We start from the raw sequence: 19629 nt of genomic DNA, 5'->3' as shown, positions 1-19629 counted from the left end.
ACTAAGCACCCTGCTCATTTGACACAAAAATATAGCCTACACCACGAACAGTTTTAATGCGTGGATCGCCATTTTCTAAATTGCCAATTTTTTTACGCAAATTACTAATATGCATATCCAAACTCCGGTCATACATAGTTAATTTACGACCAAGGGCTTTTTCAGAAAGCTCCTGCTTTGTTAATACCTGACCTGGCGCCATCAGCATACATTCCAACAAAGTATACTCAGATGTCGTCAACTCAACCAACTCACCTTCAAGATACACAGTGCGATCTTTGCGGCGCAACAACACACCAGAAAGATCTATATCTGCCGTTGGATCATCTTCACGCTCTTGACTAGCTCGACGCAAAATCGCCTTAATACGAGCCAACAATTCACGTGGATTAAAAGGCTTAGATAAATAATCATCCGCTCCCATTTCTAAACCAAGAATACGATCTATATCATCACCCTTTGCCGTCAACATAATAACCGGCACCGAGCTTTTATTACGGATCTGTTTTAACGTTTCAAACCCATCTAATTCAGGCATCATTACATCGAGAATAACAATATCAGGCATATCTGCAGCCATAAGCTCTAATGCTTCACGACCATTCCAAGCATGCGCTACTTCATAACCCTCGCCATCAAAGTACTCTTTAATTAAATCCGATAAACGAGCATCATCATCAGCAAGCAATAACTTAACCATAAATATTCCCTCTCATTTTTTCATTATTTAGCAGGCACTTATATCGCCTTAAATTCAATTGTAAATATTACCTTAGCACCAGACAAACTCCTCCCCCTCTTTTCACTCTATTTACAAAGAATACTAATATGATGAACTTAGCTACCCATAAAAACAAAAAAACCGCAACTAAGCGGCTTTTTTAACAATATATCCAACAGTTTAGACTTATTGTTTAAAAGGATCGCGAATCACAATTGTCTCATTACGATCTGGCCCAGTAGAAATAATATCAACTGGCACACCAACCTGTTCCTCTAGGAAGCGAATATAATCTTGAGCATTTTTTGGCAAAGCTTCAAAATTTTCAGCACCTACAGTAGATTCAGTCCAACCTGGTAACTCAACATAGACAGGTCTAGCTTTTTCGTACCCTTCACTATCAACCAAAGAACCAGCGACAGGATTGCCATTTTCATCTGCGTAAGAAACACAAACCTTAATGACAGAGGAACCATCAAGCACGTCCAATTTTGTTAGACAGATACCAGAAACAGAGTTAATCTGCACTGCATGGCGCAAAGCAACCGAATCAAACCAACCACAACGACGTGAACGACCAGTAGTAGCACCAAACTCATGACCACGACGACCTAAACGCTCACCGTCTTCGTCAAAAAGCTCTGTTGGGAAAGGACCAGAGCCAACACGGGTAGTATAAGCTTTTGTAATACCAAGTACATAATCCAAGTACAAAGGACCAAAACCAGTACCCGCCGGAGCACCACCAGCTGTTGTATTTGAAGACGTTACATAAGGATAAGTACCGTGATCGACATCCAACAATGAACCTTGAGCACCCTCAAACATAATGTTTGCACCCGCTTTACGCAAGTCATGCAACAAAGTAATAGTATCTGCAACCATAGGGCGTAAAAATTCCGCCATTTCTAAGCCCGCAGTATAAACCTCATCAAAAGAGATAGGCTCAACTTTGTGATATTGAGTAAGAACAAAATTATAATACTCAAGCACTTCTTTAAGCTTAGATGCGAAACGCTCAGAATCCAACAAATCACCAACGCGAATTGCACGTCGTGCTACTTTATCTTCATAAGCTGGCCCAATACCACGCCCAGTTGTACCAATTTTCTTCTCGCCTCTAGCAAGCTCACGAGCCTGATCGATAGCAATATGGTAAGGAAGAATCAGAGGACAAGCCGCGCTAATTTTCAAGCGATCAACAGCCGGAACACCTTGCTCAAGCAGCTCAAGCACTTCAGCTTTCAACGCTGCAGGAGACAATACAACACCATTACCGATAATGCATTGAACGCCTTCACGCAAAATACCAGAAGGTATCAAATGCAAGACTGTCTTCTTACCATCGATAACCAAGGTGTGGCCCGCATTATGACCACCCTGAAAACGTACAACTGCAGCAACATCTTCAGTAAGTAGGTCTACAACCTTACCTTTACCTTCATCGCCCCATTGAGTGCCTAGAATAACAACATTTTTACCCATAATTTCAGGTCTCATTTAGATAGTTCTTAAAGAAAAGTCTAGTTATGAACCGGCATCAACTGCCAAGCTTCATCAACAAATTCCAGCTTAAAATCAGCATCTCCAGCGTAAATATCATCCAAGACCTCTACCACTCGATATCCCTCAGCACGCAAGGAATTCGCTTTCTGCCAAAGCTCATCACTTGAGCAAATTGGCGACAGAACAGTTTTTGGCTTATTGACCACAATATCAGTCAAAGCAACCAAGGCTTTCACATCCGTACTAAAACCCGTAGCCGGACGAGACCGACCGAACACTTGCCCAATATTGTTATAACGCCCACCACGAGCAATGGCATTACCATGACCAGGAACGTAAGCCGCAAAAATCACACCTGTATGATAACTGTAAGAAACCAAATCACTCAGATCGAAATGTAGGCCAACTTTAGGAAAACGCTGGCAGATGGAATCACTCACTTTCTGCAATAAAACAATCGCATCACGAATTGATTCATTCACATCTCCAAGCAAATCTGTCGCGTGCTTTAATACCTCTTTGCCACCACATAAACGCGGCAAACCGACCAACCATTGCTTTTGAATATCAGTCAGACACCCAAGTTCTTCGGCATATCGATCGAGCTCGGGCAAATCTTTTGCCTTGTAAAGCTCAATTAATTTACTCTCTTGATCTGCATTAAGATTACAAGCAGCAAGCACACCACTTACAATATCAACATGCCCAAGATCAAGAACAAGATTAGACAAACCAGCTGTAGACAAGGTCTGCAACATCAAAGACAAAACTTCAACATCACTTTCTACGCCGCCATGACCATAAATTTCTGCGCCCAATTGAATAGGGCTACGAGTACCATCTAAGCCCGCAGGCATTGTTCTCAATACACTGCCGCAATAACTCAAACGCTGCACACCATCATCTTTAAGACAATGAGCATCAATACGAGCAACCTGAGATGTAAAATCGGCACGAATACCTAAAAGTCGACCTGATAACTGGTCAATCACTTTAAATGTTTCGATTTCTAGGTCTGAGCCAGCACCCGTAAGGAGGGAATCCAGATACTCTAAAAGAGGAGGTATTACTAAGTGATATCCCCAACTCTCATGGAGATTAAGCAGAGTTCTTCTAAGGTGCTCGATCTTAGCGGCCTGCTCAGGCAACGCCTCGTCAACGCCCTCAGGAAGTAACCAGCGATCTGCTAATGTCATTAAATTATCCTCTTAGCTTCGAGTCAGCAAAAGAAGCATTAATCCAAGAAACATACTAACCGCGCCCAGAATACGCAAATTCCAATCCGAGCTCGCGATAGCTTTCACCATTATTTCTCTCCATATATTTGGAGCGAGAAAAGGCAAAACCCCTTCGGCGATCAATAAAAGGCTGACGCCAACCAGCAGCGACTGCAACAATTCCTGCATAGATTCTCTTTATTTTGACCATTAAAAAACCGGGCTTGGCCCGGTTTGTGTAATAGTACCATGTTTCCCATTTTAACAAATAGGCTTCATGCACGATTATTGATGAATATCTACTCTATTTAGCACTACGGCTAGTTGAGCTATTCAGATACTTAAAGAATTCGCTATCAGGCTCAAGTACAAACAAATCATTACTACCATTAAAGCTTTCACGGTATGCCTGAAGGCTACGATAAAACTCGTAAAACTCAGGATCTTGTTTATAAACCTTAGAGTAAATAGCGGCTGCCTTAGCATCACCATCACCACGAATCATCTCAGCATCACGCTGCGCTTCAGCTTCTAGCACCACTTGCTGACGATCAGCGTCAGCACGAATACCTTCAGCAAGCTCTAGACCTTTCGACCTATGCTCACGAGCCTCACGTTCACGCTCAGTTCTCATACGTTGGTAAACAGACTCACTAACATCGGGCGGCAAATCAATTCGCTTAACTCGAATATCCACAATAGAGATACCCAATTCGCTCTGAGCAACCTTATTCAAGTCATCACGCAATTCTGTCATCAACAAATCACGCTCCCCAGAAACCACCTCATGCATAGTTCGTTCACCAAACTTATTTCGAAGTCCAGTATCTACACGTGAAGATAATACACGATTTGCTACAAACTCATCACCAGACGTCGCCTGATAGAACTTAGCAACAGAATCTATTTTCCATTTAACGTAAGAATCAACAACAACAGCCTTTTTCTCCAACGTCAAGTAACGCTGAGGACGAGAATCCATTGTCAAAATTCGAGCATCAAACTTCTTAACTTCATTCATAATTGGAAGCTTAAAGTGAATCCCAGGCTTAACATCATCCTGAACAATTTCACCAAACTTAAGCACCACCGCACGCTCTGTCTCTTTGACAACAAACAGTGTTTGGGAAGCAATCAGCACACCAAGAAGAACAACAAATAAAACTGAAAAAGAAAAGCCTTTCATTAGTTTCTGCCCTCTCTACGAACTGTTGCACTTTGGCGCTTACGTATTTCATCAAGAACTTGATCTGTTAACGCCCCAATATTACCTGAATTCACTGATCCAGTTCCTTTAGACGATTCCGCACGCTGCTTCATTAATTGATCTAAAGGCAAATACATCATGTTATTCCCTCCTTTAGTATCAACAACAACCTTGTTCACGTCTTTATAAACAGACTCCATTGTCTCGATATACAAACGACGACGAGTTACGTCTGGCGCCTTAGTATACTCACGATACAATCGATCAAAACGATCAGCCTGACCACTAGCACGAGCCACTATTTCAGATCGGTAAGCCTCAGCCTCCTCTCTAATACGCTGGGCACGACCACGGGCCTCAGGAATGATACCATTTGCATAAGACTCAGCTTCATTACGCACTCGCAACTCGTCTTCTTTCGCCTTAATAACATCATCGAACGCCTCTTGCACCTGAGTCGGAGCCTGAGTATTTTCAACGTTTACTTTCGAAATTAACAAACCAGTACCATATGCATCACTGTAATCCTGAATTCGCGCCTTAACTTCCGTCGCCAACAACTCACGACCTTCCGTTAAGATTTGATCCATTTCGGAACTACCAACAACATGGCGAAGCGCACTCTCTGTCACCTGAGCAAGAGACTCTTCTGGATTACGAACATTAAGTAAGAAATCCTTTGGATCCTGAACAGAATATTGAACAGAAACACCCACTTCAACAATGGCATCATCAACTGTCAACATCAGAGCTTTATGGTCATGTGAACGAACCTTAGTCACATTCACTTTACTTACAGAATCTATCATTGGCGGATTCCAATGAAGACCAGGCATAACTGTAGAATGATACTTACCCAAACGAAGCACAACACCTCGTTCTTGCTGATCGACCTGATAAACACCAGTAGCCGCCCACAAAGCAAGCAAGGCAATCAAGATAATGGCAATTAAGCCACCACCAAATTTTCCAGACATACCAGAATCACCACCATTAGAGCCGCCGGATTTGCGAGTTTTTTTAACACCCAACATCCCCATCAGCTTCTGAAATGCTTCATCCAAGTCAGGAGGCCCTTGCTCCTTACCACCAGGCTTACGACCCCAAGGGTCATTATTAGCCTCTTTTTCACGATCTCCATCTGGGCGCCCAGCACCATTATTACGGTTTTTATCTGGATTCCATGGGTCATTGTCGTTATTACCCGGTTCATTCCAGGCCATACTACATCTCCACTTTATTTTAATGATAATCCTGTATAACTTACGCGGCCTCTATCTGATCCTCAGACATGCCAACGCGAGCCAAAATCTGCAAATAATCTTTTTTAGGCAACTTTACATCAAGAACAAAACGACCCGCCTCATCAAAGCGTTCCGACTTTACAGCTCCATGCTCAAACAACATAGCTCTTAAACGCCCGTACTTGCTCGACAAATAAAGTGTTTCATTAAAAACATCTTCTGCCAACAACTCTGCGATAGCCTGCTTAAGCAAATCAATACCTTGACCATCACGAGCAGACAACCAAACTCGAAAAGGGTTCCCATTAACATCCCTATCAATTCTAGGCTCAGCCGTCGGCAACAGATCAATTTTGTTAAATATCGTCAAAGTTGGCACTTCATTAGCGCCAATTTCTTCCAATACAGAGTCAACATGCTTCATATTCTCATCACGAGAAATATCCGCAGCATCCACTATATGCAGCAATAAGTCTGCCTCAGACGACTCTTTTAATGTCGCCTGAAACGCCTTAATCAATCGGTGAGGCAACTGACGAATAAAACCAACCGTGTCTGCCAATACTATGGAACCAATCTGCTCTATATCTAGACGCCTCAAAGTTGGATCAAGTGTTGCAAACAACTGATCAGCCGCATAAACATCAGCACCAGTAGCACGATTAAATAAAGTAGATTTACCAGCGTTGGTATAACCAACCAATGAAACTGTTGGTACAGAAGATCGATCACGAGATCGGCGATTCTGATCACGCTGAGAACCCACTTTCGCCAATCTTTTCTGAATAGCCTTGATGCGCTCTCTAAGCAACCGACGGTCAGTCTCTAGCTGCGTCTCACCAGGCCCACGCATACCTATACCGCCTTTTTGGCGCTCTAAGTGCGTCCAGCCACGAATAAGACGTGTCGACATATGTTGTAATTGAGCTAACTCGACCTGCAACTTACCTTCATGGGTACGCGCACGCTGAGCAAAAATATCGAGTATAAGCCCTGTACGATCAAGCACACGACATTGTAAAACACTTTCTAAGTTACGCTCTTGGGAGGGAGATAGTGCATGATCAAAAAGAACAACTTGCGCCTCTTCTCGATCAACAATATCTTTAATTTCTGCAAGCTTGCCAGTACCAATAAAGTATCTAGCATCTGGACGCTGGCGAGTCCCTGAAACAACAGCAACAGGGTCAGCACCAGCCGAAATAGCAAGCTCAACAAACTCTTCAGGCCCATAAGATTCACTTTGATCGTGAAAATCTATATGGACCAATACAGCTATTTCACCACTATCTGGACGTTCAAAAAACAATCTAGTATTCCTCTGCTTGCCTTATTACAGACAAACTATTCAGCGTCATCTTCCGGCTGATCAGGAGACGGGATGCGAATTGTACGGGAAGGCACAACTGTAGAAATGGCGTGTTTGTAAACCATTTGACTAACAGTATTTTTTAATAGAATCACAAACTGATCGAATGATTCGATTTGACCTTGAAGCTTAATTCCATTTACAAGAAAGATAGATACTGGCACTCTTTCTTTACGTAGAATATTTAGATAAGGGTCTTGTAATGATTGCCCTTTTGACATTGTAATCTCCTTAAACAAGCAAAAAATATTAAATTAATTATTGGTAAAACAATACTGTAGATACTACACCAAATCTTTATCCATTTCCCCTATATAATCCTGCTTTCTATGTAATTCAAGGCTTCAGGCACAAGATCTTTTGACAAACTATCAAAAATCATCAAATCCTCCCACCCTCTCAACCAAGTAAGCTGCCTTTTTGCCAATTGACGAGAAGCAACCACCCCTTTAAAGATAGCATCTTCTAGCAAATCAACACCGTCTAAATATTGCCATAATTGACGATAACCAACACAACGCATTGAAGGCATATCAATCGTCAAATCGCCACGACGATAAAACCCTTCCACTTCAGCTAAAAAACCTTGGTCCATCATGTCATAAAAACGCTGCTCGATTCGCTCATGCAGCACACTCCGCTCTTTAGGCATCACAGCCATATTGATCATTTCAAACGGCAAAGAAACAGCTTCTTGCTGCTTCCAGAAATGAGTCATGGTTTTACCCGTCAACCGATACACCTCAATCGCACGCTGCAAACGCTGCGGATCATTGGGATGTATACGTGAGGCTGCCTCAGGATCAAACCTTTGCAGCTCCTCATGCAAGGCTGCCCAACCTTTTTCTGCCGCTTCAGCCTCAATTATCACTCGCAGCTCCGCATCAGCTTGCGGCATTTCTGCCAAACCTTTTTGCAAAGCATTGAAGTACATCATGGTCCCCCCCACCAACAGTGGAGTTTTACCTTTAGCAAGAATTTCTTGAGACTGCTCAACAGCATCTAATACAAAATCAGCCGCCGAATAAGATTCAAGTGGATCAATAATATCGATCAATCGGTGAGGAGCCCTAGCCAGCAACTCAGCGCTAGGTTTTGCCGTACCAATATCCATTCCTTTATATACAAGAGCGGAATCAACACTGATAATTTCAAAATTATGATGCTCTGCCAGCTCAACGGCCAATCCAGTTTTTCCTGAGGCCGTCGGCCCCATCAAACAAACAACATATGGCTTTGTCATATCAACGCCCCCTCAAAAAGAGCTTATCTAAATCGGACATACTCAAATGCGCCCAAGTTGGTCGACCGTGATTACATTGTCCACTACGTTCAGTCATTTCCATGTCACGAAGAAGGCTATTCATTTCAGCTATAGTCAGTTTACGATTTGCACGAACAGCACCATGACACGCCATTGATGCCATTAACTCATTCGCCCGCGACTCCATAAGATCTGACACACCATTCGTCGACAGATCACTAATTACATCGCGAACAAGACCCTCTACATCCCCCCGAATAAGTATAACGGGAACTTCGCGAACCATAGCACTTTCTAATCCCGTCCTTTCTACACGAAACCCAAAGGCCTCAAAAACCTCACCACTCTCTTCAACAAGATCCGCCTCACTTTGAGAAACTGCAATATTAATCGGCACCAACAAAGGCTGAGACGATATATTTTTCTGATAAAAGGCGGCTTTCATGCGCTCATAAACAATTCGCTCATGAGCAGCATGCATATCAACCAGAATAAGCCCCTGCTCACTTTCAGAAAGAATATAAACTCCATGCAACTGCGCAACTGCAAACCCCAATGGAGGTACAGCCTGATAATCATCTTCTTGCCTAACAAGCGGACTTTCACTTTGCCCTAAAGTGCTAGCAGGAGCAATTTCTCTTATTTCGCCTGTTTCAGGGTCAATCTCTTCTGTTTTAGATACGTACTCTTGCGCATAACCAGCCATTCGCCCCATTCCATCAAGCTGCCCACGCACCTCGGAAGAACCTAACGAATTTGACGTAGATCGCATCCAATCCATCGAAGTAGATCCTGATCGATTAGAAAGAGGCAAAGCAGATTGCTCAGTGATGTTTGAGCCATAACTGACCGGCTCATTGCTTGAAGAATCATTCATACCCGTAGGTGCAGATTCTGACTCTGGACGCACATCTGCAATCGCTTTATGAATTCGACTAAACAAGAAATCATGCACCAAGCGCCCATCTCGGAAGCGGACTTCATGCTTAGTGGGATGAACATTCACATCAACCGTTGATGGATCCAATTCAAGATACAATACAAAAGTAGGGTGACGTCCATTGTACAAAACATCACGATAAGCTTGGCGCACAGCGTGAGCGACTAATTTGTCTTTAACTACTCGACCATTCACAAAGAAATACTGTAGATCCGCCTGAGAGCGAGAAAACGTTGGTAGACCAATCCATCCCCATAGACGCAAACCGGCCGCTTCAACATCTAGGGTCAGAGAGTTTTCAATAAACTTCTTACCCAACAAAGTAGCCAATCTATGCTCCGCATGAAGCTGATCAGTAACAGGGCGAAGATCATAAACCTGTTTACCGTTATGGCTGAGGCGAAAGCCAGTCTCATAGCGGCTTAATGCCAGACGCTTGACCACTTCTTCCAAGTGAGCAAATTCTGTTTTTTCAGTGCGAAGAAATTTTCGACGAGCTGGAGTATTAAAAAACAAATCGCGCACTTCAATAGTTGTGCCTTGCGGATGAGATGCAGGCCGAATAGCAGTCGCCATGTCTTTCCCTTCCGCTTCAACTCGCCAAGCTTCCACCTCGTTTTCAGCCTGGGAAGTAAGATGCATCCTTGAAACAGAACTAATACTGGCTAGAGCCTCACCACGAAACCCCAGCGTGCGCACAGCTTCTAAATCATCCAATGTAATGATTTTACTGGTTGCGTGACGACTTAAAGCCAAAGACAAATCATCCTTCATGATACCAGTGCCGTTATCACGAATTTTGATACGTCTTACGCCGCCCTGCTCAACATCTATATCAAGCTGAGAAGCGCCAGCATCAAGGCTATTTTCAAGCAATTCCTTAACAACAGAAGCTGGTCGTTCAACCACTTCTCCCGCTGCAATTTGGTTGGCTAAACGTGGAGATAAAAGATTTATTCTTTGCATGAACGACCTTTAATGTGAAAACAGTCTCTTAAAAAACAGCAGAGACTTGAAAATGATTTTACCCAGCAGGAATAACAAGCTTTTGACCAATCCAAATAACATCATTACTCAAACTATTTGCTTGTCGCAAAACAGGCAAGGACACCTGATTACGGCGAGCAATTTCAGACAAGGTATCGCCCTTACTCACTGTGTAAACGTAATCAGAATGTTTTTTCTGTTTCCAAGCAACCAAGGTACCATCAGGAGCATTTTTGGTAAAATACCCAATCACACCCTTTGAGATAGAGTCTGCCAACTTCACACGATAGGTTCTACTCGACAGATTTTTAGCTTCAGTTTTATTTGAAACAAACCCAGTTTCAATCAATATAGAAGGAATATCTGGTGATTTCAGCACAACAAAACCAGCCTGCTGGACAGTGTCTTTATGCAAGACAGCCACCCCCTTCATTTCACCCAAGACACTCTTGCCGATATTTAAACTCATTTGAATAGTCGAGTTCATCGACATATCCAGCAAAACCTCAGCAAGCAACTGATCTTTATCGTCCAGTGAAATCCCCCCCACTAAATCAGCAGAGTTTTCTTGTTGCGCTAACCAGCGCCCCATTTCGGAGCTTTTACCACTCAACGACAACGCCCAAACAGAAGCGCCTCTAGCGCTTGATTTAGTAAATGCGTCTGCGTGTATGGATATCATCAAATCCGCATTAGCATCCCGAGCAACTCGCGAGCGATCTCTAAGCTGAAGATATGTATCTGTTGAACGAGTTAAGACAGCCTTAAAGCCATCTACAGCATTGATCCGACTTGCTAATTCTTTACCGATGGATAGCACAATATCTTTTTCTCGCACATTATATTGCCCCAAGGCACCAGGATCTTTACCACCATGGCCTGGGTCAATTGCAATCACAATATCGCGCTTCTCTTTAGATAGATTCGCCAAACTTTTAACAATCGTGGCAGGCTTTCTTACACCATACTCAAGCTCAACCAGTATTCTAGGGCCATAAGTACCATTTGCCGCCAACACAGTGCTTTTAGCCTTTGCAGCCTGCCCCAAATCAAGTACAAAACGAACACCAGAATCTCGACGAGCATAACGCACACGCATCAATACATCAGATGTTAACGCTGACAATCCATTTACAACAGAAGCATTCAGATCTACGCCACTAATATCTAAAACAATGCGATCAGGATTAGAAAGAGGGAATATTCGGTGCTCTGCAGCTTCAGAGAGCTCAAACACCAAACGCGTTACCCCCTCTTGCTGAGCAACACGAATATCTCGAACCTCCGCAGCTAAAACGCTACAGGTCGCCAAAGACAGAATTAAATTTAAAAAAACAAAAAGATAAGTATGAAATTTAGTATGCATATCAGACAGCTAGCTAGTATATCTGACACACTATAACTGCTGATTAAATGGATCTCAATCTTACTTATAGTAAAGTCTTCTATACATCAAGAAGTTATAGCGCCTTTAAAACATTTAAAGCGGCATGACCTTTTTCTGTTTGCGCCTCAAAAGACACGTGACGCCCCTGCCGTATTAGGCTTAGCGAAACAAGCAAATCTGCCTCAGGTAAAACCCCACGCCCCATCTCTGCCCACTCAATCAAACACAAACTCCCATCAGTGAAGTAGTCGCGAATCCCCATAAACTCAAGTTCTTCCGCATCCACAACCCGATACAAATCAAAATGAAAAGCCTCGACATCAGCCAATTCATAAGGCTCAACAATCGTATAGGTTGGACTTTTCACCGGCCCTTTATATCCCAAACCGCGCAAAACACCTCGAACCAGAGTCGTTTTACCCATTCCAAGGTCGCCTTCTAGGTACACAACTGCGCCAGACTTCAACGCCGATGAAAAAACCTCACCCAGATTTTCCATCGCCTCTTCACCATAAACATCTTTTTCTATTCGCATTACCTATCAACCCTTTTCTGACTCAAAATAGAACAAACGCCAACCACATGATCATATTAGTTCTGACAATTCTAATACAGAAGCCTTTTGAAACAAGCACCAATAACTCATAATAAACCAACTTCCCAATCCACAATAACAAAGCAAAGGACTCCTATGGACTGGCTCTTCATCTCACTTATTGCCATTGCCGTTTTCATCACTGGAATATCTAAAGGTGGTTTTTCTGGTGCATTTGGCATTCTCGCTGTCCCGCTTATATCACTTCAAACCTCACCCATGCTTGCCGCCGCTATTATGCTCCCCATTCTGTGCATTATGGACATATTTACCGTGCAAAAGTTCTGGAAAAAATGGAACACAGAGCAACTCATAAAATGCATCCCAGCCGCCATAACTGGCGTTATTATTGGCGGACTAACTGCATCATGGTTTTCGGCAGAATGGTTAAAAATAATGGTAGGAGTTATTGCGGTAGGCTTCACCCTAAACTCATGGCCAAAAAAAAGCCGGACAGCGCCACAAAAACCGCTTAGCACTTTTGCTGGAAAACTCTGGTGCGCACTTGGCGGCTTCACAAGCTTTATTGCTCACGCCGGCGGGCCACCAATGAGCGTTTATTTACTTAGAGCAAATCTAGATAAGACACAGTATGTAGCGACTGCAGCCGTTATTTTCACCGCCATAAACTATGTAAAACTCATCCCATACGGGATGCTCGGGCAACTTAACAGCTCAAATATACTCTTGTCACTTTGCTTCACACCTGTAGCTTTTTTAGGCGTCCAACTCGGCGCATGGCTGCACTACAAGATATCAACCACATTATTCTTCAAAGTCATGTACAGTTTTCTTTTTCTAACTGGAATAAAGCTAATATGGGATGGAGCAACAGGGCTAAGTTAGCTAAGAAGTAAAATGAAAAAAAACAAAACAACTGGCGAGCTTCAAACAATTTATAAGCTCGCCAATTCGTAAGAAGAGATCAACGGAAAGTCACTTAAGCCTTATCATCTAAACCAAACATGGTTTTACGATAATGCTTCAACTCACCAATAGACTCCAAAATATCATCCATTGCCAGATGCGAACCTGATTTAGAAAAACCTTCTAACGCTTCGGGCTTCCAACGCTTCGCCAACTCCTTCACAGTACTAACATCCAAATATCGGTAATGAAAGAACACTTCCAACTTGGGCATATAGCGATATAAAAAACGGCGATCTTGCCCAACACTGTTACCACAAATAGGCGACTTACCAGCCGGAACATATTGAGCCAAAAACTTTATAGTCTCTTCTTCTGCTTGCTCCATACTAATAGTTGAAGACAACACCCTAGCTGTTAATCCAGAATCACCATGATGTTGCGTACACCATTCATCCATCGCATCCATCACTGCTTTTTCTTGATGAATTGCAAGGCTCGGCCCTTTAGCCAACACATTCAAATGTTTATCAGTTACGACCGTGGCAATCTCAATAATAGTATCGGTTTCTGGATCCAAACCTGTCATTTCAAGATCGATCCACACTAAATTCTCTTCATTTAAGCTCATAATCTTCCAAGTCCTTTATTATCAATGCCAAGCATTATACTCTATGCGCCTTACTTTATGACCAGACGAATCTAATGTCGAAGCGAAAACTTACTAAACAACAAACGTGGCGAATCGAAAGAATCCACAAAGAGCGCGTTGAACGCACTCAAAAAAGAGGCGATGTCGCCGAAGAACTCCTGCAGTCATCAGATCTCGGACCTGAAACTGAAGGGATTATTATTTCTCACTTCGGCACACAAGTTGAAGTAGAAGGCACTCAAGAACCTTATATAGGCACCTCTACACGTTGTAATCTACGCGCCAACCTAGGCCAACTCGTAACAGGCGACAAGGTTGTCTGGCGCCCAAAACAAAATGAAGGCGGTGTTGTTGTTGCCACAACACCGCGACACACCTCTTTATCTAGGCCCGATATGCACGGCAGAATCAAACCTGTTGCTGCCAACATAGACCATATTATCGTGGTTATAGCTGCCGAACCTGTCGCTCATGCAAACTTAATTGATCGCTATTTAGTTGCCGCCGAAACCGTTGGCATACCACCTGTTATATTGCTAAATAAATGCGACCTAATCGATGAAAAAAACAAAGCAGATTTAGATAATTTGCTAAAAACCTATGAAGACCTAAACTATAAAATCATTCGAACATCCATCAAAAACCAAGCAGGGATGGAAGCGCTATATGATTTCTTACAAGACAAAACGAGCGTATTTGTTGGCCAATCAGGTGTCGGCAAATCCTCTCTTATCGGAACCTTACTCCCAGATATAGATATCAGCGTTGGTGAATTATCCCAAAAAAGAAAGAAAGGCGTACACACCACCACAACAGCACGACTATTTCACATGCCAAAAGGCGGCGATCTCATTGACTCACCGGGGATTCGAGAGTTTGGCTTGTGGCATATTTCAGAAGATGAGCTGTTGAATGGTTTTATCGAATTTCGACCACATATTGGCTATTGCCGATTCCGCGATTGCGCTCATGAGAAAGAACCTGGATGCGCAATTCTAGAAGCTTTAGAAAAAGGCAAAATCACAGAACACCGCTTCCAAAGCTTCTTAAGAATCAAACGCTCAATACGAGAAAACCAAGCGTTCTAAAAAACCGTTTCAGGCGTTATCTTCAAATCGGATTGCTGACCAGGATTACCAAAATTACTACGATTCTGGTCCAGCAATTTTTTATAAGCATCATCAGTTAACAATGTAATACTAATACGTCTATTTTCAGCACTATCCGTATCTAATCGATTATAAGGAATAGTGTCAGATAACCCAATAACCTGAGCAATTCGCTTATCTTCAACTCCACCCTCTTCTAATATATGCCGTGCGGCATTAGCCCTTAAGGCAGATAAATCCCAATTATCAACTCGACCGCCACCAAATTTAGATGAATCAGTATGACCAGTAATAACAATTGGATTTGTCACCTTATTAAATATTGGCGCCATACTAAGCAAAGTATTCTCAATATCAGGCATCATTCTAGCACTTCCGCGCTCAAACATTGGCTTATCAGGATCATCCAACAAAGTAATGCGAACACCAAGAGGGGTAATTTCAATGCGCATATTCTTTTGCTGAGAAAGCAGAGTATTCATTTTACTCATTTCCTCTCGCAGCATATTATTAATGCTCTTAGATTCCGCAGAATCGGGGCCATTCCCCAAAAATTTGTCTCTAGATTGCACATCAATACTACCTGCTTGCGGCAACTGCAAATCCAATTTCTTCTCTGCACTCTTCGCCGGACTCCCACCTAAATCTATAGGATTCGCACTATAACCAGCCGTAGATGCTCCCGTCGGATCTTGAAAATAGCCCTCGATACTCCTCAACTCCTCTGGAGAAGCCACACTCATAATCCATAAAACCAGAAAAAATGCCATCATCGCCAAGGCAAAATCAGCCAATGCTATTTTCCAAGCACCACCATGATGACCGCCTTTTTTGATTTTTTTAACTCGACGAATAACCAACCCATTAGAACCTAGGGCCATCCAATACTCTCCTTAATCCGGCACGACGCACCCATATTAACGATACTGTTTAAGACCGTCCGACAATTCTATAAAACTTGGACGCATTTCCGGAGGAAGTAGCTTTCGACCCGTCTCGACAGCCACTGGTGGCGCATAGCCAGACACAATTGAATTTAAGCATGCTTTAATACACAAATATGCTTTCAATTCATGCGCCCCTAAGCTTTCCAGATGAGAAGCCGCGGGCCCAACAAAACCATAACCAAAAAAGATACCCAAAAAGGTCCCCACCAAAGCGGCAGCCACATGTGCACCAATTTCCTCCAAGGGCCCACCAATAGACCCCATCGTTATCACGATACCCAGTACCGCCGCTACAATACCAAACCCAGGCAACCCCTCAGCAACACGAGATAACGCATGACTTGGCGCAACCAACTCCTCTTGAATCTGCTCAATCTCATTATCCATAATGGCTTCAATTTCATAAGCAGGAAGACCCGTTAAGGTAAAAATACGATAATTATCCGTTAAAAAATTTACCACCTCATGATCACGAACCACATCAGGAAAGCGATTAAACAACTCACTAGTAAAAGGCGACTCTATATCATCTTCAATAGATAAAAAGCCTTCTTGCCGACTTTTTTGAAATAAACAATACATAAGCCCCAGCAACTGCAAATAGAATTTTTTATTATGGCGGCTACCAGAAATCACCTGAGGCAACATGGTTAACACTTTTTTCTGTACAATAAATGGGTTAGCCACCATAAAAGCCCCCAATGCAGCACCACAAATAATAACTATTTCAAAAGGCTGCCATAACGCCAACAAATTTCCGTGGGATGCTAAATAACCAGACACAACACTAACAATAACCACTAGCAAGCCAGCTAATGCAAACATATTCCCTTCCTTAATACCGACAAAGTATGCTCTTACCTCAATATACAGTATGATTAATGAGATCAAAAATATAAGAGCATTTAAAAACTCACCTACAACCGAGTCACTAATGTAACCAGCTATGATAGACAAGTCACCTTCTGGCCTAAATGAATGGCTACATTTTCTTAAAAATAAAAAATTCCCTGTTAGAGCAGTTAATTTAGCTCGCCTAAAAACTCAAATTAAAAGAACAGAAGACACTCTCGACGGAATGCAAGCAAATATAGCCTCAGATCCACTGCTAGCTTTTGCTATTTTAAATGAAGCAAATCGCATCATACCGAATAAAAATAATGAAATTAAAACACCTTTTCATGCCGCGGCCATGGTTGGAATGAATGGTATTGCAAAACTACTTTCACACTTTGCCCCCTACGAGCTAAACACCCAAAAAAAGCCCCCACACTTAGTCGCTTTTTTAAGTGAGATTCAAACTAGCTATGAAGCGGCAACCATCGCCAGACACTGGTCAATTGAAAAACTAACCAGTCACGAAGATGATATTTTTTGGATAACACTATTTCGAGATGCAGCAAGGTGGCTACTATGGTTCTATGCCTACCCAACCATGGCAGCTTTAAAGCAAAGAATACAACAAGGCGAAAAAGCCAGCCAAGCTGAGCTAAACATCTTGGGGTGTCGTATCGATGAGCTCACAGTTCACCTATGCAATCATTGGCACACACCAAACAAAGTCATCGAATCGTTTTTAACCAAACACATACCGAACGCTAAAGAGCTACAAGCACTGGCACATTTAGCAAATCATCCAGACGAGCTACCAGGTTTCACCGAAGATAAAAGACTGACCATTTTAGTAAATAATCCTCTTATTTTTTCGTACTGCGCAAACAAGGTTGCCCATGAAGCGAGCCTAATGCGATGGGACTCCAAAAACCTACCATTTTTCTATCGTGTTGTTGCCACAGTAATGCACAAGCGACTAAGTGACATCATTAAAACAGCACACTTCGCAAGCACCGAAGCCGCAAACCTATATAACAGCGGCGGAAAAATCCCGCTTGCACAACAATTACTTGATCCTGATTTATATTTAGGCAAGACAAGATCAAAACCTAAAACCGCCCTATCTCCTATTGCAGCGCTCAAAAAAGCACTCAATCAAAACAAAAAATACGACACAAAACAAAAAATAGGGCTCGCTCTAAAAACCATCAAGCAAACCATACCAAATGCACAACACAGCATTATTTTTAAACACACAAATAACAGAACCACTCCTATGTACCAATTTGGCTACAATATAGATGTCATCAAATCCATCCAATGGAGCGCACCATCAAGCGTGTTTAAAAAACTGTCCAGCAAGCGCTCAGCCATTCACATATTTGGGCAAAAGCTTGATAGTATACTAAAAGATTTTCCACATACATCAGACCAAATAATTGATGCAAATAGTCACCTTATTCTGGCATCAACACAAACCTCAAAAAATGAAACTGCAATATTTTGGTTAGAAACCCGCACAAAATTCGACGAAATAGATTATAAAAACCTAAAACAGATCGTGTCTTTAATCAGCCACAACATACTATAAATTCACAAATATCAGGATAAATAACGTGACCAAAGATCAACTTTTTGCATTTGCACAACACTTAACCCCGCAAAAAACACTGTCTCGCGCTATTGGAAAAATAGCCGAATGCGAAAACACCTGGGTAAAAAATACCTTTATTGGCCAATTTGTAAAAAAATACAAAGTTGATATGTCTGAGGCAATCAATAGCGACCCACTATCTTATCGTAATTTTAATGATTTCTTTACCCGCGCCATTCGCCCAGAACTACGCCCAATCTGCGATGAAGATAACGGTATCGCCTGCCCAGCTGACGGAGCAATCAGCCAACTAGGCAAAATAGAACACGGCACAATTCTACAAGCAAAAGGCCATCACTATAGCCTAACAAGCCTTTTGGGTGGCGACGCCTCTCTATCAAATAAATTTCTTGGCGGCTCTTTTGCTACCGTTTATTTATCTCCTAAAGATTATCATCGAGTCCACATGCCATTAACTGGCAAGCTGACAAAAATGATCCACATCCCAGGCAAATTATTCTCAGTCAACAAAGTAACAGCAGAGCAAATACCTAACGTCTTCGCCCGTAATGAACGCACCGTATGCCTATTTGACACCGAAGCAGGCCCAATGGCCGTCATATTGGTGGGAGCGATGATCGTTGCCAGCATAGAAACAGTATGGGCAGGACAAGTTACTCCATTCAATAAGAATGTCGTTACTTGGGACTACAAAGAACTAAATAACATTGAGATCAAAAAAGGCGAAGAGATGGGTCGATTCAAACTAGGGTCAACCGCTATCGTTTTATTTGGAAAAAATGCCGTTAATTGGGAAGAATCTCTGCAAGCTGAAACACCAACAAAAATGGGTATGCATTTCGGCAAAGTCGCCGATAAATAATTGCAGCGCAAGAAAGCACACAAAAAAGCCTGCACGAAGCAGGCTTTTTTAATGAGAAGTGTCCCGTCCTGAAATAGGTTTACACCTAGGAGACCTATTATGGGGACACCAAGTAATACCAAACGCAAGCGTACTCAACGCGACTACACAATGGGCTTTAAATTACAGATAGTGATGGCCGTTGAAAAAGGCGACATGACTTATAAGCAAGCTCAAAAGATCTATGGAATCCAAGGCCGATCAACGGTGCTGACTTGGCTTCGAAAACACGGCAAAATGGATTGGTCTACCAAAGTGAGGCTACCC

At 42.5% G+C, this 19629-nt stretch carries 20 protein-coding genes; 5 read left to right on the top strand and 15 right to left on the bottom strand.

The features are described 5' to 3' along the window. Nucleotide 1: 1 nt before the first annotated feature. The 12 genes from B6N13_RS12130 to tsaE all read right to left on the bottom strand — a co-directional run bounded on the left by B6N13_RS12130 (nucleotide 2) and on the right by tsaE (nucleotide 12377). On the bottom strand, nucleotides 2–700 hold the full coding sequence (locus B6N13_RS12130; RefSeq protein WP_012070314.1) for a response regulator transcription factor: 699 nt from the start codon (nucleotides 698–700) through the stop codon (nucleotides 2–4). 207 nt (nucleotides 701–907) lie between these two features. Then, the gene (locus B6N13_RS12125; protein WP_048814341.1) at nucleotides 908–2206 is read right to left on the bottom strand and encodes an adenylosuccinate synthase; all 1299 of its coding nucleotides are present in this window, start codon (nucleotides 2204–2206) and stop codon (nucleotides 908–910) included. 38 nt (nucleotides 2207–2244) lie between these two features. Continuing rightward, nucleotides 2245–3423 (bottom strand): ATP phosphoribosyltransferase regulatory subunit, encoded by a 1179-nt coding sequence (locus B6N13_RS12120; protein WP_169459483.1) that lies wholly within the window; start codon nucleotides 3421–3423, stop codon nucleotides 2245–2247. 12 nt (nucleotides 3424–3435) lie between these two features. After that, nucleotides 3436–3633, bottom strand: coding sequence for a DUF2065 domain-containing protein (locus B6N13_RS12115; protein WP_012070317.1), 198 nt, complete (start codon nucleotides 3631–3633; stop codon nucleotides 3436–3438). 115 nt (nucleotides 3634–3748) lie between these two features. Continuing rightward, a complete protein-coding gene (hflC, locus tag B6N13_RS12110) occupies nucleotides 3749–4630 on the bottom strand; it encodes a protease modulator HflC (protein ID WP_169459482.1) in 882 nt (293 codons plus the stop codon). Beyond that, the gene (gene hflK / locus B6N13_RS12105; RefSeq protein ID WP_169459481.1) at nucleotides 4630–5874 is read right to left on the bottom strand and encodes an FtsH protease activity modulator HflK; all 1245 of its coding nucleotides are present in this window, start codon (nucleotides 5872–5874) and stop codon (nucleotides 4630–4632) included. Before hflK ends, hflC begins: the two co-directional genes overlap by 1 nt. Before the next feature lie 40 nt (nucleotides 5875–5914). Continuing rightward, on the bottom strand, nucleotides 5915–7204 hold the full coding sequence (hflX, locus tag B6N13_RS12100; RefSeq protein WP_012070320.1) for a ribosome rescue GTPase HflX: 1290 nt from the start codon (nucleotides 7202–7204) through the stop codon (nucleotides 5915–5917). Nucleotides 7205–7239: 35 nt separating this feature from the next. Further along, on the bottom strand, nucleotides 7240–7485 hold the full coding sequence (gene hfq / locus B6N13_RS12095; RefSeq protein WP_012070321.1) for an RNA chaperone Hfq: 246 nt from the start codon (nucleotides 7483–7485) through the stop codon (nucleotides 7240–7242). Nucleotides 7486–7574: 89 nt separating this feature from the next. Beyond that, nucleotides 7575–8507 (bottom strand): tRNA (adenosine(37)-N6)-dimethylallyltransferase MiaA, encoded by a 933-nt coding sequence (gene miaA / locus B6N13_RS12090; protein ID WP_169459480.1) that lies wholly within the window; start codon nucleotides 8505–8507, stop codon nucleotides 7575–7577. 1 nt (nucleotide 8508) lies between these two features. After that, nucleotides 8509–10434: a DNA mismatch repair endonuclease MutL gene (mutL, locus tag B6N13_RS12085; protein ID WP_169459479.1), complete on the bottom strand. Its 1926-nt coding sequence runs from the start codon at nucleotides 10432–10434 to the stop codon at nucleotides 8509–8511. A 58-nt stretch (nucleotides 10435–10492) separates the two neighbouring features. Then, on the bottom strand, nucleotides 10493–11821 hold the full coding sequence (locus B6N13_RS12080) for an N-acetylmuramoyl-L-alanine amidase (protein WP_012070324.1): 1329 nt from the start codon (nucleotides 11819–11821) through the stop codon (nucleotides 10493–10495). Nucleotides 11822–11915: 94 nt separating this feature from the next. Next, nucleotides 11916–12377: a tRNA (adenosine(37)-N6)-threonylcarbamoyltransferase complex ATPase subunit type 1 TsaE gene (tsaE, locus tag B6N13_RS12075; protein WP_169459478.1), complete on the bottom strand. Its 462-nt coding sequence runs from the start codon at nucleotides 12375–12377 to the stop codon at nucleotides 11916–11918. 87 nt (nucleotides 12378–12464) lie between these two features. Here tsaE and B6N13_RS12070 point away from each other — a divergent pair, with 87 nt between their 5' ends. Further along, nucleotides 12465–13283 carry a sulfite exporter TauE/SafE family protein gene (locus tag B6N13_RS12070; RefSeq protein WP_248280320.1) on the top strand — a complete coding sequence of 273 codons (819 nt, stop codon included), beginning with the start codon at nucleotides 12465–12467 and terminating at the stop codon, nucleotides 13281–13283. A gap of 94 nt (nucleotides 13284–13377) precedes the next feature. Here the strand turns inward: B6N13_RS12070 and orn are convergent, their stop codons facing one another. Next, nucleotides 13378–13935, bottom strand: coding sequence for an oligoribonuclease (orn, locus tag B6N13_RS12065; RefSeq protein ID WP_012070327.1), 558 nt, complete (start codon nucleotides 13933–13935; stop codon nucleotides 13378–13380). Between the two features lie 74 nt (nucleotides 13936–14009). Between orn and rsgA the strand changes: the two genes are divergently transcribed. Continuing rightward, nucleotides 14010–15044 (top strand): small ribosomal subunit biogenesis GTPase RsgA, encoded by a 1035-nt coding sequence (rsgA, locus tag B6N13_RS12060; RefSeq protein ID WP_169459477.1) that lies wholly within the window; start codon nucleotides 14010–14012, stop codon nucleotides 15042–15044. Here the strand turns inward: rsgA and B6N13_RS12055 are convergent. Both B6N13_RS12055 and motA read right to left on the bottom strand, forming a co-directional pair. Continuing rightward, nucleotides 15041–15946, bottom strand: coding sequence for a flagellar motor protein MotB (locus B6N13_RS12055; RefSeq protein ID WP_012070329.1), 906 nt, complete (start codon nucleotides 15944–15946; stop codon nucleotides 15041–15043). The genes rsgA and B6N13_RS12055 overlap by 4 nt on opposite strands. 36 nt (nucleotides 15947–15982) lie before the next feature. Then, entirely contained in the window at nucleotides 15983–16837 is an 855-nt protein-coding gene (gene motA, locus B6N13_RS12050; RefSeq protein ID WP_012070330.1) for a flagellar motor stator protein MotA, read from the bottom strand. A 121-nt stretch (nucleotides 16838–16958) separates the two neighbouring features. On the opposite strand from motA, the gene B6N13_RS12045 reads away from it, so the two are divergent. From B6N13_RS12045 to B6N13_RS12035, 3 genes are all read left to right on the top strand, one after another. After that, a complete protein-coding gene (locus tag B6N13_RS12045) occupies nucleotides 16959–18437 on the top strand; it encodes an HDOD domain-containing protein (protein WP_012070331.1) in 1479 nt (492 codons plus the stop codon). Nucleotides 18438–18462: 25 nt separating this feature from the next. After that, the gene (gene asd, locus B6N13_RS12040; RefSeq protein ID WP_012070332.1) at nucleotides 18463–19323 is read left to right on the top strand and encodes an archaetidylserine decarboxylase; all 861 of its coding nucleotides are present in this window, start codon (nucleotides 18463–18465) and stop codon (nucleotides 19321–19323) included. Between the two features lie 99 nt (nucleotides 19324–19422). Further along, nucleotides 19423–19629: helix-turn-helix domain-containing protein (locus tag B6N13_RS12035; RefSeq protein ID WP_169459476.1), on the top strand; the 207-nt coding region annotated here is incomplete at its 3' end.

The sequence above is a fragment of the Marinomonas sp. UCMA 3892 genome (assembly GCF_012726345.1).
Classification (GTDB): Bacteria; Pseudomonadota; Gammaproteobacteria; order Pseudomonadales; family Marinomonadaceae; genus Marinomonas.
Note: the sequence above shows the minus strand (reverse complement) of the source record. Positions and strands in the feature narration are given on the sequence as shown.